Origin of the sequence: Staphylococcus sp. GDY8P45P (assembly GCF_017892745.1) — a bacterium.
GTDB lineage: Bacteria > Bacillota > Bacilli > Staphylococcales > Staphylococcaceae > Staphylococcus > Staphylococcus cohnii.
Genome location: NZ_JAESLS010000007.1, coordinates 119,091 through 136,510, shown reverse-complemented (window position 1 = coordinate 136,510; position 17,420 = coordinate 119,091). Strand labels below are relative to the sequence as shown.

Here is a 17,420-nt window from a genome sequence, read left to right as displayed (position 1 = left end):
TAAATTAAGGTGTATTACTTAAATGGTTTGGTCTCATTTTTAGAGGAGAAAAAGCATAATCGACGTTATCCCAATTTAGAAAATCCGCGAATTTTAAATAAGACGCTTTGAAAAATTGAGTTATTGTATCGATATCATGATGTTGTTTATATTCGATTAGATATTCCATTAATTGTTGATCAAAATAGCAATCTTTGGGAAATTGATGGTCAGTATCAAAAGGTTGATCTGCAAAAGGATACGGTAAAACAAAGAATGTCGGACCTTCAAACTGGTCATCACCAAACCAAAAGCCAAATTCAATCATTTCTTCATCAAAAGCCGCACGTTCAATGACCATGCTATCATTTTCAAATGGTGCTGATTTATCTTTGACGATAATACAAGAAATATCAAATGTTCCCCAAAATAGGCCAGGTTTAGATTTTCTTACTCTTAAGCCATTAATGAAATTTGCCTCAGCATGGTAAGCAAATTTCATCAATGCTAATGCCTCTGATGCAATTTTATCATCATAATGATGATGTTCTACGTCATTTTCAAACGGTATCGGATTTGGTACTTCTTGTGGCAAAGTGTTAACTTTTAAATGAATATCTGATTGATTTAACAGTTTTTCAATTTCATTATAATAATATTGTATAGTTCTTCCATTTTTTAAGGCAATATCATGTACATGTTGGTCAATGACGATTTCAATATGGTGTTGCATCAGGTTAACGCTTAATGCAAATGTATGTGTTCCATAGCTTAACATACCAGTTGAAAAGCCTTGGACATCTATATTTAGCGTCACGTGTGACCATTGAGGTTCTTGATGACTTGCTTCTAATTTATATTTACCTAGAATCTGTGATAATAAATGTAGCGTATCTTTTTCATTTTCCCAATCCTTGAAATTCATATTATGAATACCACCTCATATATTATTTACTATAAATTTTATTCCACGGATACTAAAGATAAAACACAATATAAAAATGCTTGTACCAAGTATATTAAAGTATCATTTGTTATAATGAAAAAATGATATGAATATATGAACTAATCAAGTATGTGTTAATATGTAGTTCATAACAAAAACGAATGTGAACGCAGTACTATTTTCTGAATAATCAAAATACAACTTGATATTGTTCTGTATATTGTAAAATTAATCACCGAAATAAGGAGAGTAACCAATGAATAAAGCAGATTTAATTGCTCCAGAAACATATAACATCGTTAGCGAAATTGAAAAATATGCAAATAATCCGTCAAAAAAAGCGATTATTTTTAATGATCAAACTGGTGAAAAACGGGATATAACGTATAACCAATTGATAAAAAATGCAAACAAAGTTGGTCATATGTTTTTAAAATATGGCCTAAAAAAAGGTGATAAGTTATTAATCATGATGCCACGTGCGATTGAGACATATGAAATATATTTAGCCGCATGGAAATTAGGTATTATTATTGTGCCTAGTTCTGAAATGTTGCGTACTAAAGACTTACAATATCGTATAACACATGGTGAAATTAAGGCAGTTGTAGCCACAGGTGATAGCATCGAAGAGTTCAAAGGTGTTAAAGAATATGACTCATTACTTAAATTTATAGTTGGCAGCAAGGAAGATAATTGGATTAACGTTGAAGACGCGCAAACTGATGCCTCAGATGAGCTTGATACAGAAGCAACTTCAAGAGAAGATATCGCTTTATTATCGTATACTTCAGGCACAACAGGCAATCCAAAAGCAGTTGTCCACTCTCATGGTTGGGGATATGCGCATTTACAGATGGCTCCCAAGCATTGGTTAAGTATAACTGAAGATGATATCGTATGGGCAACAGCAGCACCGGGCTGGCAAAAATGGGTATGGAGTCCATTTTTATCAATTATGGGTTCAGGCGCAACGGCATTTGTTTATAATGGTAAATTTAATGCTGAGAAATATCTTGAATTATTAGAAACGTATCAAATCAATGTGCTTTGCTGTACACCAACAGAATATCGTTTAATGGCAAAATCTCCTGATTTAACAAAATATAATTTGTCACATTTACATAGTGCTGTATCTGCTGGAGAACCATTAAATAAAGAAGTTGTTAATAAATTCCAACAAAACTTTAACTTAACTGTTAGAGATGGCTATGGTCAGACAGAGAGTACGTTGTTAATCGGTTTCTTAAAGGATACAAAAGGACGTCCTGGGTCAATGGGTAAAGCTATTCCAGGTAGTTATGTTACAGTAATCGATGAAGATGGTAATCCTGCACAACCCAATGAAGTAGGGAATATTGCAGTGCCGTTAGACTTACCTGCATTATTTAAAGGCTATTATAAAGATGAAGCACGTACTGCGGATCCACAAGTTGGAGAATACTTTATTACTGGAGATTTAGCAAAAATGGATGAAGATGGTTACTTTTGGTTTGAAGGTAGAAGAGATGATATCATCATAAGTTCTGGCTATACCATAGGACCATTTGAAGTAGAAGATTCACTGACGAAACACCCATATGTAAAAGAATGTGCAGTCGTAGCGAGTCCACATGAAATTAGAGGGAATATCGTCAAAGCGTTTGTCATCTTGCAAGATGATGTTACAGGTGATGAAACTATTGTTAAAGAATTACAAAATTTTGTTAAACAAGACGTAGCACCTTATAAATATCCAAGAGCGATTGAATTTGTAGAAGATTTACCTAAAACAAATTCAGGTAAGATTAGACGCATTGAATTAAGAGAAGCGGAAAAAGAAAAATATTTATAAATCAATGTTGATTCATTAGAAAGAAAGCGCCCATCATTATTATTGTCAGTATGATGGGCGCTTGTTTTGTGTGTGAGTAATGTTATATCAAAATAAAAAAATGGAACGCTACCGTTCCATGTTTTTTAGTAAATATATTTATTATTGGAAACTTGCTCCGATTAAGGCAAATCCAATTGATACAACGATGTATACAATTGCCCAAATAATTGAAGCTTTTTTAGACAAGCGATTCGTTGCAAAGAGCATGATGCCAAATACATATGCGCTGATGAGTGTTTGTAAGTTAAGTGTGCCTAACATTTGGTTGCCTTTATCAAAGACATTTAAGCTTGCAATATTATAATCTGTAGGCGATAAACCAGCAATCCATTGAATTAATAAAATAATTAAACCTACGATGCCAGTAATTATAGTAAAACTTAATGTTGCAGAAAAGATAGGTTTTGCAGTTGCATCAGATTTCATTATCTTAGAAATAACTAAAAAGATTAAAAATGTAATACCAATACCAAATATACCACCAATTAAACCAGCGACGATGCCACCAATTAAACCAATCATTTGCATATTGCCCATATCTTGAGCACTTGCACCTGCATCTTGATAAATTTCATTGTAATCAATTGACATAGCACCTACTGCAGTTGAGAGTGCAATGACTACGATTGCAATGATTAGTTTGAGTCCCCATTTAGGTTGTTCACGTAATTTTGAAAAATGTTGTGCGAATGGTAAGTTAGAATTTTCCATGAATCCCTTGCCCCCTATATATATTATTTTCCAAAGCATAACATTACCTACAATATTTTAAAACACTTTTAAGAAAAACTTTAAATAAAATTAAAAAAATAAAATCTTTTTGATTACTATTGCCAATATTACAATATTGTTAGGTATATATTCACTGAAAAATATTGTATATAAAATAATGTTATGCATTATATTTTTTGTTGTGTGATTATGATAGTATCTAAAATGAATAATAATTTAAAGGAGTGTTTTAGCATTGAAGAAAAAGTGGATGTGGATTATCGGTGTTATTGTCATTATCGTATTAATTGCAATTGCATTAATTTTAAAGCAAGCAAATAGTAGCTCAGACAAAAAGGATGGTTATGATACATATAAAGTGGAGAAAGAAAGTCCACTCAATTTAGAAGGTAAAGCTTCACCTAAATCAGTTAAAACATATAATAACAACAGTCAATTGGGAACGTATGTAAGTACACAAGTTGATGATGGTCAATCAGTTAAACAAGGTGATCCACTCATCAATTATGAAATTAATAATAATAAACGCCAACAATTAGTTGATAAAGTGGACAATGCAAAAGATGAAAATGAGAGAGCGGAAGCACAACAACAACTTAACCAATATGATCGTCAAGTGAACGATAGTATTTACGCTGCTTTTGACGGTAAAATTGATATTCAAAATAAAGAAAACGTTTCTGACGGAGAGCCTATTTTACAACTTGTTGCAGATGAACCACAAATTAAAGCAACTGTAACTGAATTTGATTTAGGGAAGATTAAAGAAGGCGACAAAGTAGACGTTAAAGTAACAAGTACTGGTAAAAAAGGTAAAGGCGAAATCAAGAAAATTTCAGAGTTGCCAAAAAGTTATGAAGAGAGTTTAAGTAAATCTGGAGGCGGAGCAGCAGCTGGTTCAGGTAGTGAGGAAGACGGCGGTGCTCAAGCTTCTAATCCAGTTTCTGACCCAAGCAGTGGTAGTGACTCAGATTCATCAAAATATACAATCGTAATTAGTGATATTGATATCCCTGTACGTGCAGGTTATTCCATGGAAGTTGAAGTGCCATTAGATGCCATTAAATTACCAAAATCAGTATTAACTAAAGATAATAATGTTTTTGTATTAGGTAAAGACAATAAAGTTGAAAAACGTGATATTAAAATTGATAAAGTAAACGGTGAAATTTTTGTAAAAGAGGGTCTGAAAAAAGGCGACAAATTAATTAAAAACCCTAAAAAATCTATGAATGATGGAGACAAAGTTGAGGTGTCATCATGATAGAACTTGTAGATATCAATAGACATTTCAAAAACGGCGATGAAGAAAATCACATTTTAAAAGACATCAATATCAACATTAAAGAAGGAGAATTCATAGCAATTATGGGGCCTTCGGGTTCTGGTAAAAGTACACTCATTAACATATTAGGGTTTATTGACAGAGGCTATGAAGGTGCTTATTTGTTTAATAAAGAGAATTATAAAAAAAGTTCGGATAATGAATTGGCAGAAATTAGAAATAAAACAGTAGGATTCGTTTTCCAGAACTTCAAATTAATTCAAAACAATACGATATTGGAAAATGTGAGCATTCCGTTAGTTTATGCAGGATTAGGGTCACAAGCACGTAAAGAAAAAGTAATCAATACATTACATGATGTTGGACTATATGATAAAGAAAATTTAGTACCTAATAAATTATCAGGAGGGCAACAACAGCGTGTAGCCATTGCACGTGCTATCATCAATAACCCGAAATTTATCATTGCTGACGAACCTACAGGGGCACTTGATTCTAAAACGTCTGAAGATATTATTAATTTATTTATGAAATTAAATAAAGAACATCGCACAACGATGATTCTCGTAACACATGATCGCAAAGTAGCAGATAAAGCAGATCGCATTATTCATATACTAGATGGTCGTGTCCAAAGAGAAGAGGTGGTTGAATGAAGAATTTATCAAATATCATCGCCATTTCATTCAAATCCATTTTAAAGAATAAGCGTCGTAATATTTTTACTATGATTGGTATCATCATTGGTATTGCTGCAGTCATTACGATTATGTCTCTAGGTAATGGGTTTAAACAAACGGCATCAGAACAATTTGAAGATACAGGTGCAGGCAAAGATTCTGCTACGGTTAATTATATGACGAGTAGTGGTGAAGGTGCGAAAGATAATCCTTTTAGCCAACAAGATTTGGATATTGCTAAACAAGTAAATGGTGTTACAGATGCAAAAATCAAAGAAAGTGACGATCAAGGTTATTCTGCAAAAATGACGAATGCCCAGAAAAAAGGCGACGTCAGCATTTTAAAGAAAAGAGAAATGACTAGCCCAGAAAAAGGCAAAGGCTTTAATGAAGACGATAATGAACTGAACAAAAAAGTCGTTACAGTCGATGACAAAATTGCCAAAGATGTATTCAATAATGATGCGATAGGTAAAACATTATATATTGATGATCAAGGATTTGAAGTTGTAGGCATAGCAAACGACGCTATGAACCCATCAGCTGTTAATATGCCTGCAAATACATTTGATAGATATATGGGACAATTAACGCAAGATTTTCCATCACTCCAATTATCATTAGCAGATGGTGCTGACAAGAAAGAAGTCGCAGACAAAGTCGCTAAAGAATTGAATAAAAAAGGTTCAGGCGCAGGCGATGGTAACTATAGTTACACAGATATGGAAGAATTTATGAAAAATATTAATAAAGTATTTGATGGCATTACTTACTTTGTGGCTGCTGTTGCAGGTATTTCATTATTTATCGCCGGAATCGGTGTTATGAATGTGATGTATATTTCAGTAACAGAGCGTACAGAAGAAATTGCAATTCGTCGTGCATTTGGTGCGAAAGCGCGCGATATTGAAATCCAGTTCTTGGTAGAAAGTGTTGTACTATGTGTGATTGGCGGTATCATTGGTCTAATCATAGGTATACTTGTCGCAAGCCTGGTAGATGCAGTAACGCCAGACTATATTAAGAGTGCGGTTAGTCTAAGTTCAGTACTCATTGCTGTAGGTGTTTCTACATTAATTGGTATCGTATTTGGTTGGATTCCAGCACGTTCAGCAGCTAAGAAAGAACTCATTGATATTATTAAGTAATATTTTAAAAAGATGTAAAAAGAGACATTATATTATATAAAATAGTTTCGTCATTTCATGCTATTCAAGTTGGCTAGAAAAGCGTAAACAATTATAGCTCATGTATAAATATGACATGCAACAGGCTGGGACAAAAGAATTGTCTCAGCCTTTTATCCCATTGAACTCTAATTATCTTTGTTGGGTGGAATGATGTAGTCATTTTAAATACAATTAACAGTTAATGGCTTTTAGTTATTACGTATTTAGATATACATTTAATTAAAAATAATAAAAATAAATATTTTTGAAAAATGTATTGTGTATTATAACGAGGTGTATTATGTTAATTTAGAAAGTGATTTAATGTAAAAGGTTAAGATTTTATCAAAAAATGAAATATAGGGGGTTATCATGGAGTATTTGCTCAATGTACAAAATTTAAACAAAACTTACGTTGATTCAGATTTTAATTTAAATCAAATTAATCTAACAATTGAACCCAATACAGTGGTAGGACTTATTGGAAAAAACGGTTCTGGTAAATCTACGTTGATTAATACATTAGTGGGAAATCGCTTTGCAGATGCTGGGGACATTCAGTTTTTTGATACACAGATTTCTCGCGATGACTATGCGTATAAAGAACACCTAGGCGTTGTATTTGATGATCTTCGACTGCCTAATAAACTTAACGCAAAACAAATTAGTAAAGTGTTTTCTAATATTTATCGCACATGGGATGAACAACATTTTTTTGAAATGTTGGAGAATTTTGAATTACCGAAAGAACGTCAAATTAAAACTTTTTCCCGTGGTATGAGTATGAAAATTTCAATATCTATTGCTCTGTCTCATGATAGTAAACTTTTAATTTTAGACGAAGCAACGGCAGGGATGGATGTTTCGGGACGTGAAGAAGTATTAGAAATACTTGAAGATTTTGTTGATGAAGGTAACGGTATTTTAATTTCATCACATATTTCGGAGGATATTGAGACGCTTGCAGATAAATTAGTATTTATGAAAAATGGGCGTATTTTATTACAAGAGCATAAAGATACATTACTAAATGATTATGGCATTGTTTCGTTTGAAGAAGGGGAATTTGATGTTAATCACAGTAATGTTGTTGCTTATCGCATACATAAAGGAACAGGGAAAGCACTTGTAAACCAAAATAAAGATATAGAGTTAGCACAGCCATTAAAAAATATTGATGATGCCACAAAAATATTAATGAGAGGAGAATTAGCATGAAGGGTTACTTACTGAGTTATTATTTTACAAATCAAAAATCAATTTATATATATTTATTGTTAAGTATTCCAATTTGTTTGTTTTTCTCCTTTACAAATCCAATAATGGCTAGTTTCATGCCTATGATATTTTTAGTTTCACCAGCTACAGATAATTTAAAAAATGAAAAAGACTCAAAGTGGATGTATTTTGTTTCTACATTACCCTATAGCAGAAACACTTATGTGAGTAGTCATTTTGCATTTTATAGCTTATTGGCACTAACAGGGATGGTGGTGTCACTTGTGATTAATGCAATTGTTGCAGGTAGTATTGTTAGTGGAGTGAATTCAGCGTTGCTTGGTACAGGATTTATCGCGTTGTATTCGCTTATTTTCCCATTTACTTTTAAAATGGGTGCGGAAAAATCAAATGTCATATTTATGATTGTATCTATTATCGTAGTCATTTTATTCTTTGTTTATTATTTTGTAGGTATGGCCATATTATCAGGAACAGGTAATCTTATAGAAGAAATTAGTAAAAACCTGTGGTATGGTGGTATTTTTGCATTGATTGGCTTAATCGTTATGGTGCTTTCATTTATTGCTTCTAAACAAGCATTTAAGTATAAAGAGTTATAATGAACAAAGCTTAACTACTGTCTATCTTGACAAACACGAATAATCGTTATATCTTATTAATATTAAAAGTTTAAAATTTAGGCATACTTTTCTATGTTTTTCTATATAATTAAGCTTTAGCAAGTTGTTAATCAGTGTGTATTGGCAAATTGAAAAAGTGAATAAATAGTAGTGGAAATAAGAAATTGTACGTCTTAACGTAAAAAAATATAAAATTAGCATATTTTAAAATAAATGAATATATAATAGGTAGCAAAGCAAAACACTCATCATATGTGCGTTGTAATGAAGCCGACAATGATAATAAGTCAGTAATCGATTTATTATTAATTGTCGGCTTTTTTCGTGGAAAATATAATTTTAAATTAAGTGTTTTATTACTATTATAAATTTAAATGTCGTAGTACAGAAGGTAAGGTGATAATCGTGATTGACGCGCATATTTTTATAACATTATTATTTCTAACTCTAATTATTTCAATTTTAAGTAGTCTCTTTTTCTTAATAAAAAAAATATCGCCTAAATATGCACGAATACATATTTATTTTGTAGCATTACCGGCAATTGTGGCTAACTTAGGTCTTATATTGTCACAGAAAAATATAGAGATAGGTATATGGCGGTCTGACGTATTATCTTGGCTCATGGTTGGTTTTGTCCTCGTTATTGGTGTGATCATCCAACGTTACTGTATTCGTTATTTAGCTGGTGATAAAAGCTATAAAAAATACTTCACTTTATTTACTTTTACGACTACCTTCGCATCATTTGCTTGGTTAACTGCGGATATGAGAATTATGGTGATCAGTTGGGGATGTACATTATTAGGACTTACGATTTTGATTAGTTTAACAAGCGCCTGGAAAGTTACACGTGAAGCAGCGAAGGTAACAGGTAGGTTATTCATGTTAAGTTGGGTTGCGTTATTAAGTGCTGTTTTGTGGATTGGATTATCTACCGGTGAATGGCATTATTCTGTAGCTTTAAATGAAGCACATCTATCCATGCTTAACGGTTTGGCACAATTTGGTATTAATTTACTCATTGTACTAGCTGTTATGATTCCAGCGGCACAATGGCCCTTTCAACGTTGGTTAATCGAATCTGTAGCAGCACCTACACCAGTTTCTGCGATTATGCATGCTGGTATCGTTAATGCTGGTGGTATTATGTTAACCAGGTTTTCAGGCATTTTTAGTGGCGACATTGCATCTGTAATTTTATTAATTTTTGCAAGTGTCTCAGTATTACTAGGTGCAGGCATTAGTTTAGTCCATGTGGATTATAAAAGATTATTGGTGGGTTCTACGATAGGCCAAATGGGCTTTATGTTAATTCAGTGTGCATTAGGTGCATATATTCCTGCAATCATTCACTTGATTTTACATGGTTTATTCAAAGCGACTTTATTTTTACGCTCTGGATCAGCAGTGCGTCATTTTAGTGTACCGAGTCGTGCAAATGAAAGAATGTCATATGTATGGATAGTCAGTGGCCGTATTTTAGCGTTCCTGATTGGGTTAGGCTTTTGGTTGAGTGCACCAGAAGAAAGTTATCGTCTAGTGAGCGGTCTTATCTTAGCGTGGTCCTTATCTGTCTCATGGACACAGTTAGTAGCTTTTGGTGAAGGCAATTTTGGTCGTGTTATAGGTATGACGATACTCATTGTTGTAGGTGCAGTTTATTTTGTGGTGCATCATTATTTTTCAGATGCTTTACATACTCTGACAATTCACAGCGTACAACCACCTACTTTTATCGTTATTGCCGTAGCAATCATTTTATTGTTGGGTAGTTTGATTAGTACCTGGGTAGCACGTCACCGGTCTTCTGTCGTATTTTCAATTCTGTATATGTGGATTGTTCGTTTAGGAGATGCAAAGGTTGAAACGGTTGAACGTCATCCTAATTATTTAAAATCTTATTTGTCAAAAGGAGGGCACTAAATGGGAAAGCATAAAGAAATGACAAACCAAAATCAGCACAAAGATGATATCGATCAAATAATTTCTAAAGCGAGTAGGGTTATCGTTCCTTTATCGCCTATTTCTGTGTTTGCCGCAAGAAACCCTTGGTCAAATTTGGAGCAATATGAATTTAAAGATGTGGCGCAATGGTTAGCAAATGTCCGTGACGTAGATATCTATCCTACAATGTATATGTTTGAACAAGCATATCAGCGTGACGAAATTGATAAAGATATGATTGAATTTAAATTACAAAAATGGTTAAATCAATCGGTGATCTCGATAGATAGACAGTTTGCTGAAAGTTATGCTAGAGCGATGTTAGATTTGTCTAATATAGTAGGTGTAACGCGTCATTCTGAAAATAAAAGACAAGTCAATCAACATAATGAAAAAATAAATTTAGACGATGAAACTAATACTGTGCCATTAGTAAGTACATATATTACGGATAAAAATGATAGACGGTTGATAGATGTTGTAGATTATCACGTTATTAAATGGTGCAAATTATATTTAGATGATGCGCAATCTGGATGGACGATGCCTAATAGAGAAAAGGGTTTATTCTTTGCATGGCAACGTTTGGTACAACATGATCCAGCATTGACCAAGCAACAACGTTCACGCTTGAAAACATTGCCAAATCAAGCTGAATCGCTCATTCATATGGTTTTACAAAAGCTGGGTATTGCTGAGGCACAGTATCAAACATATTTGGAAAATCATTTGCTATCATTACCTGGATGGGCTGGTATGATGCTATGGCAAGATGAACAAGCGTCTAATGCTGACCAAATGTTATTGTCTTATTTAGCTATTCGTCTGGGTATAGAATGGGCCATTGTTGAACCATATTTACCTGTGAATTCAGCAGAGAATCCAATAGCATATGAACGCGATGAATTTGCAGAGCATTGGATGTCTATTGGTATGTTTACGACAGAACAATGGCAACAACTATCTAAACTTGAAAAAAACGCTTATATAAATTTTGCATTACAATTTGAAAAACAAGGTCTTAGACAAATTTTATTAACGGCTTGGGAAGCAACATACGAGCATCAATTGGAAGGTACTGTAACCACACACACACATAAAGATAATGAGCAAGAAAGACAAAAGCCGCAAGTACAAATGGCATTTTGTATAGACGTACGCTCGGAACCTTTTCGACGTCAAATAGAAGCGGCTGGTGCATTTGAAACAATCGGTATTGCAGGATTTTTTGGTTTACCAATTGTCAAAGAAGAGTTGGGTCAATCACATAGTCATCCGTCTTTACCTGTGATGAACCTCCCGCAACATAAAATTAAAGAATACACACATGAGCAAGAACCTACAACTTTTCGTCAGCATCAACATATACTAAAATCGATTACGTATACATTTAAAAAAATGAAACAAAATGCTTTGCCGAGTCTACTATTGCCAGAATTAAGTGGCCCTTGGTTAACGCTTCAAATGTTTTCACGAAGTTTCGCACCGAGACCAATAGGACAATTGATACGAAAGTTTTATGATAGTTGGTTACAAAAACCAAATGACACAGCGTTATCCTTAGATCATCGTAATATTCATGAAGAGGGTATACCAGTGGGTTTTACAAATGAAGAAAAAGTAGATTATGCGCAACAATCATTGCGCTTAATGGGATTAACTTTAGATTTTGCACCATTAATCGTATTGTGTGGGCATGGCAGTCAAAGTGCGAACAATCCATATGCTTCTTCACTTGACTGTGGTGCGTGTGGTGGCGCAGCGAGCGGATTTAACGCGAAGGTATTAGCACAGCTTTGTAACTTAGCTGAAGTTAGAACAGCGTTAAATGAGAGAGGTATTGTCATTCCAGAAGACACTGTCTTTGCGGCAGCAGAGCACCAAACATCTACCGATGAATTAAATTGGATATACTTACCAACTATGTCAAAATCTGCGCAAAATGCTTTGAATCAAATTCAAACTGCAATGTCTGATATTACTTATCGAGCAAATGCACAACGATTGAAAGCATTACCAGATAATCACATCTTAAAACAAGACCCAATTAAAGAAGTACATCGTTTATCAAACGATTGGAGTGAGATTAGACCAGAATGGGGCTTAGCGAGAAACGCTTCGTTTATTATAGGGCCACGTGATTTAACAAAAAACAGCGACTTAAAAGGGCGAGCATTTTTACACAATTATGATTGGGAACAAGATAGTGATGGCAGCCTCTTAGCGAATATCATTAGTGGCCCAGCTACCGTGGCTCAATGGATTAATTTACAGTATTATGCCTCAACAGTCGCACCGCATTATTATGGTAGCGGTAGTAAAACAACACAGACAATTACGGCAGGTATAGGTGTTATGCAAGGTAATGCGAGTGATTTGTTGACGGGTCTACCTTGGCAATCTGTAATGTCGGCAGACAATAAAATGTATCATTCTCCTATTAGACTACTCATTGTCGTGCACGCGCCAAATGATTATATTAAACAGCTATTAAATGAACATCATGATTTTTATCAAAAGGTACACAATGGATGGGTTAAATTGGCAAGTATTGATGAATTTGGTAATTGGCAACACTGGTTAGTTGATTAACTTAAAAAGCGCTGTTCCGATTTGTTAATGGACAGAATAAGCAAATGATTTTTATATGATTTATCAAATTATTTTCTAGGTAATTGCGCATAACTATGGAGAAAAATATATAAAAATGATAATGTTAGCATTATTAAATAATACGACAATTAATTTTGATTCTATGGGAGATGCATTCGACATGAAAACAACTAAAGGTACCTATGAGTCTGAAATCAGTAAAGCAATTACACAATGGGAAAAAGACTTTCTTGGTCGTGGCTCACTGTCTGTAAAAACTGATATTTTGCGTGATATGATTATTGTTAGTTTACAAGGTGTGTTGACACAAGCTGAATATAAAGTTTGTGAGACACATGAAGGATTATTAACAATTAAACGTACTAGATCTAAACTTGTAGAATCCGGTATAGAAGCACTTGATGATATTGTTTTTTCAGTTACTGGTGAAGCAGTCAAAGGATTTCACACGGATTTAAGTTCTAAAACAGGTGAACGTGTCATGATATTTAAACTTTACAATAATCTTGAGCAAAAAATAGCAGAATAAAGAAATTATTGATGAAAGTGATAACTAAAAACCGAGGAAATGCTTTATTTCATGGGATGTTTGTAGTAATATTACTTACTGAGTATTAGAGAATCATAATTTTAAATTATGGTTCTTTTTCTTTTGTCTTTTTTAAATTACATAATTTAAATTTAATTAAACGTAAAAATTATATAAACTATAATTAAAAATTGATAGTATAAAGTGGGTAATGATAATATGGGGATTTCTGATTATAATCATACAAGCTGTAGCATGCTTTCTATGTAAATGAAAGTAGATATATACCCAAAATGATACGTTTATTCGTTAGACAAATTTAGTCGGAAGTTGGATGTGTTTAACAGTTTAAATAATTATAATAGAATGAGAAGAGTCTTTGACTAAGGGAGGAAATATTATTGGATCAAATCAAAAGTATCATGTATTCCTTAATAGAACCTTTAACTAAACCAGAAACATATCAAACGCTAATTTCCAATCTTATTATGATTGTGATATATATCATAGTAGCGTGGATAGTATTGCGTTTTATTAATAAAGGAATAGAACAATTTTTCAAAATACAAAATAAAGGTAAAAAAGCGAATAAAAAACGTTCAGCAACATTAATATCATTAGTTCAAAATATCGTAGCGTATGTGGTATGGTTTGTAGTGTTAACAACCATTTTAAGCAAGTTTGGTATTAGTGTTGAAGGTATTATTGCAAGTGCTGGGGTTGTTGGTTTAGCTGTTGGTTTTGGTGCACAAACAGTTGTTAAAGATATTATCACTGGTTTCTTCATTATATTCGAAAATCAATTTGATGTAGGAGATTATGTTAAAATAAATAATGGTGGTACAACTGTTGCTGAAGGTACAGTTAAAGTCATCGGTTTAAGATCAACAAAAATAAATACCATTACAGGTGAATTAACGACATTACCAAATGGCAGTATGGGTGAGATTACAAATTATTCAGTGACTAATGGTGAAGCAATTGTCGAAATCCCAGTTTCAGTAGAGGAAGATATTGATCAAGTAGAAAATGTCTTAACAGACCATTTTCAATCTATACAAACAAATTATTATTTGTTTATCTCTACACCGCAAGTTATTGGTATCAATTCAATCAGTCGAGATGAAATTGTATTGAGTGTATCTGCTGAAACAATTCCGGGCGAAGGTGCTTCCGGAGCGCGTATTTTAAGAAAAGAAATATTTAAATTGTTTAAGCAAAAAGATATTAAAACACCTAAGCCGATGATGTTACAATATGATCCTAATCAACAAAATAATGCTTAAATATTCGGAGGAGTGACAGAATGACATCAAATTACGGTTTAAATGACATTGTAGAGATGAAAAAGCAACACGCCTGTGGGACGAATCGTTTTAAAATCATTCGTGTAGGGGCAGATATCCGAATAAAATGTGAAAATTGTCAAAGAAGCATTATGATTCCGCGACAAACATTTAATAAAAAACTGAAAAAAATATTAGTATCTCATCAAGATACTGAAAATAAGGAGAATGAATAAATGGCTCTAACAGCAGGTATCGTTGGGCTTCCAAACGTAGGGAAGTCAACACTTTTTAATGCAATTACTAAAGCGGGTGCGCTCGCAGCGAATTACCCATTCGCAACGATTGATCCTAACGTTGGGATTGTTGAAGTTCCAGATAGTAGATTAGATGTATTGACAGATATGGTACAACCAAAGAAAACAATTCCCACAACTTTTGAATTCACTGATATTGCAGGGATTGTTAAAGGGGCTTCAAAAGGTGAAGGATTAGGAAATAAATTCCTATCTCATATTCGTGAAGTTGATGCAATTTGCCAAGTCGTACGTGCATTCGATGATGATAATGTGACGCATGTCTCTGGTCGTGTTAATCCTATTGATGATATTGAAGTAATCAATATGGAACTTGTATTGGCGGATTTGGAATCAGTTGAAAAACGTCTACCAAAATTAGAAAAAATGGCAAGACAAAAAGATAAAGATGCGGTTAATGAAGTTCGCATTTTATCAAGAATTAAAGAAGCTTTAGAAGAAGGTAATCCAGTAAGAAGTTTAGAATTTACTGAAGAAGATCAAAAATACGTAAACCAAGCACAATTATTAACATCTAAAGAAATGTTATATATTGCTAATGTCGGAGAAGACGAAATTGGCGATGAAGATAATGAAAAAGTTCAAGCTATTCGTGAATATGCTGATAAAGAAAGTTCAGAAGTCATTGTCATCAGTGCTAAGATTGAAGAAGAAATTGCTACATTGGATGATGATGATAGAGCAATGTTTTTAGAAGATTTAGGCATTGAAGAGCCTGGTTTAGATCGTTTAATTCGCACAACTTATGACTTATTAGGTTTGGCAACTTACTTTACAGCGGGTGTACAAGAAGTACGTGCATGGACATTCATTAAAGGCATGACAGCTCCACAATGTGCAGGGATTATTCATACTGACTTTGAACGTGGCTTCATACGTGCAGAAGTGACAAGCTATGATGATTATGTAGAGTTTAATGGTGAAAATGGTGCTAAAGAAGCTGGGAAACAAAGATTAGAAGGTAAAGAATATATCATGAAAGATGGAGACATCGTTCACTTTAGATTTAATGTATAAAATAAAAGCTTACGCGTTACTTAATATTGTAATGCGTAAGCTTTTTTCAGAAATTTGGATAGTAAGTATGCCGGGAGTCTAGAATATTCATTTGGTTCATAGAAATGTTTTCATTAAATTTAACTGGCATAAGGTTAAAATTTTAAACTATATATACTTCTTAATTCTTTTGAATGAAATACATAAAAATATACGGTGATTCGAATATAGGTTATAAGTAAAAGTGACATGACGTTGGTTGTGTTAAGTTTTACCTATCAAAATAATATTACGAATGCTGCAATGAAAAACTTAAGATGTAAACCATGATGTGTCCACACCAGGCCCCGTATAATTGGCGTCGACATTTTGGTTTAATTCAGGTGAGGCATAGCTATCTGTATATTGCCATAACACATGTTCTTGCGTTGGTTGTTCTTGGTTATAGTTAGCGAGCCAATAGCCATCATATTGTCCCACTGATTCTGTAGCATGTTCTTTCATAAAGTTTTCATATGAATAAAATAAGATTTTTTTGTCTCCTGCAAGGCTACGCATTTTGTCATACCATGCAGTTGTACTTTCATCAGCGGTACCCGATGTCACAGTATTTTCTTCAAAATCATTAATATAAAAACTGGCTTTAGGTGCACGATTGTACAAGGTTTGTGCTTCATATCTGGCATCATCAGGGTTTTCATACATACTATAAGAGTAAACACCAAAATCTAAGTTATATTTATCTAATAAATTTGAGTTATGCTCTAATGCCGCATCGACTTTTTCAGAACCATATTGTGCACGAATAATAATGAAATCATAATTTGCTTTTAAATCTTTGACTTGTTGCGCTGAAAGCTTACCTTGCCATTCAGAAATATCTAAGACACGTTCACCAGAAGCTGTTGTACTGGCATTAGAACGAAAGGCACTTTCTTGAGTTTCATTATTTTTTTCTTCCGGATGCTTTTCAATATATTTTTGATAGTCATATCCCATTGTTCCTTTTTGATTTGCTGTATTTTCAGCTGCGTGTACAGTATTAAATGTTATTGTAGTGGCAAACAGGACACTCATGGACAGCAATCCTTTTTTAATAACTGAAGTCATATAAATCTCCTTTGATTAATTTTGAGTTATGTAAACACGCCCTATGATTGTAATGATACAAATCAAGAACGTACATGATATGCTATTAGAATT

15 protein-coding genes are annotated in these 17,420 nt (G+C 33.4%); 12 read left to right on the top strand and 3 right to left on the bottom strand.

Annotated elements, in window-relative coordinates; translation table 11 throughout:
* Window positions 1-4: 4 nt before the first annotated feature.
* Entirely contained in the window at window positions 5-904 is a 900-nt protein-coding gene (locus KA873_RS08695) for a DUF5996 family protein (protein ID WP_119535550.1), read from the bottom strand.
* A gap of 277 nt (window positions 905-1,181) precedes the next feature.
* On the opposite strand from KA873_RS08695, the gene mbcS reads away from it, so the two are divergent.
* Window positions 1,182-2,759, top strand: coding sequence for an acyl-CoA synthetase MbcS (gene mbcS, locus KA873_RS08690; RefSeq protein WP_107385866.1), 1,578 nt, complete (start codon window positions 1,182-1,184; stop codon window positions 2,757-2,759).
* Window positions 2,760-2,900: 141 nt separating this feature from the next.
* Here mbcS and KA873_RS08685 read toward each other — a convergent pair whose 3' ends face one another.
* A complete protein-coding gene (locus KA873_RS08685) occupies window positions 2,901-3,512 on the bottom strand; it encodes a YIP1 family protein (RefSeq protein WP_107384200.1) in 612 nt (203 codons plus the stop codon).
* Window positions 3,513-3,768: 256 nt separating this feature from the next.
* On the opposite strand from KA873_RS08685, the gene KA873_RS08680 reads away from it, so the two are divergent.
* The 11 genes from KA873_RS08680 (at window position 3,769) to ychF (ending at window position 16,238) form a co-directional block, all read left to right on the top strand.
* A complete protein-coding gene (locus tag KA873_RS08680) occupies window positions 3,769-4,797 on the top strand; it encodes an efflux RND transporter periplasmic adaptor subunit (RefSeq protein WP_107385867.1) in 1,029 nt (342 codons plus the stop codon).
* Window positions 4,794-5,474, top strand: a complete 681-nt coding sequence (locus KA873_RS08675; protein ID WP_107384202.1) for an ABC transporter ATP-binding protein — start codon at window positions 4,794-4,796, stop codon at window positions 5,472-5,474. Before KA873_RS08680 ends, KA873_RS08675 begins: the two co-directional genes overlap by 4 nt.
* Window positions 5,471-6,646 (top strand): ABC transporter permease, encoded by a 1,176-nt coding sequence (locus tag KA873_RS08670; protein WP_210140249.1) that lies wholly within the window; start codon window positions 5,471-5,473, stop codon window positions 6,644-6,646. Before KA873_RS08675 ends, KA873_RS08670 begins: the two co-directional genes overlap by 4 nt.
* A 393-nt stretch (window positions 6,647-7,039) precedes the next feature.
* Window positions 7,040-7,885, top strand: coding sequence for an ABC transporter ATP-binding protein (locus KA873_RS08665; RefSeq protein ID WP_107504668.1), 846 nt, complete (start codon window positions 7,040-7,042; stop codon window positions 7,883-7,885).
* Complete coding sequence (locus tag KA873_RS08660) at window positions 7,882-8,508, top strand: ABC-2 transporter permease (RefSeq protein ID WP_107384205.1); 627 nt, start codon at window positions 7,882-7,884, stop codon at window positions 8,506-8,508. Before KA873_RS08665 ends, KA873_RS08660 begins: the two co-directional genes overlap by 4 nt.
* A gap of 417 nt (window positions 8,509-8,925) precedes the next feature.
* The gene (locus KA873_RS08655) at window positions 8,926-10,455 is read left to right on the top strand and encodes an NADH dehydrogenase subunit 5 (protein WP_107385871.1); all 1,530 of its coding nucleotides are present in this window, start codon (window positions 8,926-8,928) and stop codon (window positions 10,453-10,455) included.
* A complete protein-coding gene (locus KA873_RS08650; RefSeq protein ID WP_210140248.1) occupies window positions 10,456-13,068 on the top strand; it encodes a DUF2309 domain-containing protein in 2,613 nt (870 codons plus the stop codon).
* 181 nt (window positions 13,069-13,249) lie between these two features.
* Entirely contained in the window at window positions 13,250-13,618 is a 369-nt protein-coding gene (locus tag KA873_RS08645; protein ID WP_107384209.1) for a Na-translocating system protein MpsC family protein, read from the top strand.
* Between the two features lie 401 nt (window positions 13,619-14,019).
* A complete protein-coding gene (locus tag KA873_RS08640) occupies window positions 14,020-14,904 on the top strand; it encodes a mechanosensitive ion channel family protein (RefSeq protein WP_107385873.1) in 885 nt (294 codons plus the stop codon).
* 20 nt (window positions 14,905-14,924) lie between these two features.
* A complete protein-coding gene (locus tag KA873_RS08635) occupies window positions 14,925-15,140 on the top strand; it encodes a DUF951 domain-containing protein (RefSeq protein ID WP_046836920.1) in 216 nt (71 codons plus the stop codon).
* Complete coding sequence (gene ychF, locus KA873_RS08630) at window positions 15,141-16,238, top strand: redox-regulated ATPase YchF (protein WP_107504664.1); 1,098 nt, start codon at window positions 15,141-15,143, stop codon at window positions 16,236-16,238.
* A 291-nt stretch (window positions 16,239-16,529) separates the two neighbouring features.
* Here ychF and KA873_RS08625 read toward each other — a convergent pair whose 3' ends face one another.
* Window positions 16,530-17,327, bottom strand: coding sequence for a GH25 family lysozyme (locus tag KA873_RS08625; RefSeq protein ID WP_210140247.1), 798 nt, complete (start codon window positions 17,325-17,327; stop codon window positions 16,530-16,532).
* Window positions 17,328-17,420 lie beyond the last annotated feature (93 nt).

Excerpts from the sequence above, each read along its gene's own strand:
- KA873_RS08695 (WP_119535550.1), bottom strand. The coding sequence starts at position 904 with ATGAATTTCAAGGATTGGGAAAATGAAAAAGATACGCTACATTTATTA.
- mbcS (WP_107385866.1), top strand. The coding sequence starts at position 1,182 with ATGAATAAAGCAGATTTAATTGCTCCAGAAACATATAACATCGTTAGC.
- KA873_RS08685 (WP_107384200.1), bottom strand. The coding sequence starts at position 3,512 with ATGGAAAATTCTAACTTACCATTCGCACAACATTTTTCAAAATTACGT.
- KA873_RS08675 (WP_107384202.1), top strand. The coding sequence starts at position 4,794 with ATGATAGAACTTGTAGATATCAATAGACATTTCAAAAACGGCGATGAA.
- KA873_RS08670 (WP_210140249.1), top strand. The coding sequence starts at position 5,471 with ATGAAGAATTTATCAAATATCATCGCCATTTCATTCAAATCCATTTTA.
- KA873_RS08665 (WP_107504668.1), top strand. The coding sequence starts at position 7,040 with ATGGAGTATTTGCTCAATGTACAAAATTTAAACAAAACTTACGTTGAT.
- KA873_RS08660 (WP_107384205.1), top strand. The coding sequence starts at position 7,882 with ATGAAGGGTTACTTACTGAGTTATTATTTTACAAATCAAAAATCAATT.
- KA873_RS08650 (WP_210140248.1), top strand. The coding sequence starts at position 10,456 with ATGGGAAAGCATAAAGAAATGACAAACCAAAATCAGCACAAAGATGAT.
- KA873_RS08645 (WP_107384209.1), top strand. The coding sequence starts at position 13,250 with ATGAAAACAACTAAAGGTACCTATGAGTCTGAAATCAGTAAAGCAATT.
- KA873_RS08635 (WP_046836920.1), top strand. The coding sequence starts at position 14,925 with ATGACATCAAATTACGGTTTAAATGACATTGTAGAGATGAAAAAGCAA.
- ychF (WP_107504664.1), top strand. The coding sequence starts at position 15,141 with ATGGCTCTAACAGCAGGTATCGTTGGGCTTCCAAACGTAGGGAAGTCA.
- KA873_RS08625 (WP_210140247.1), bottom strand. The coding sequence starts at position 17,327 with ATGACTTCAGTTATTAAAAAAGGATTGCTGTCCATGAGTGTCCTGTTT.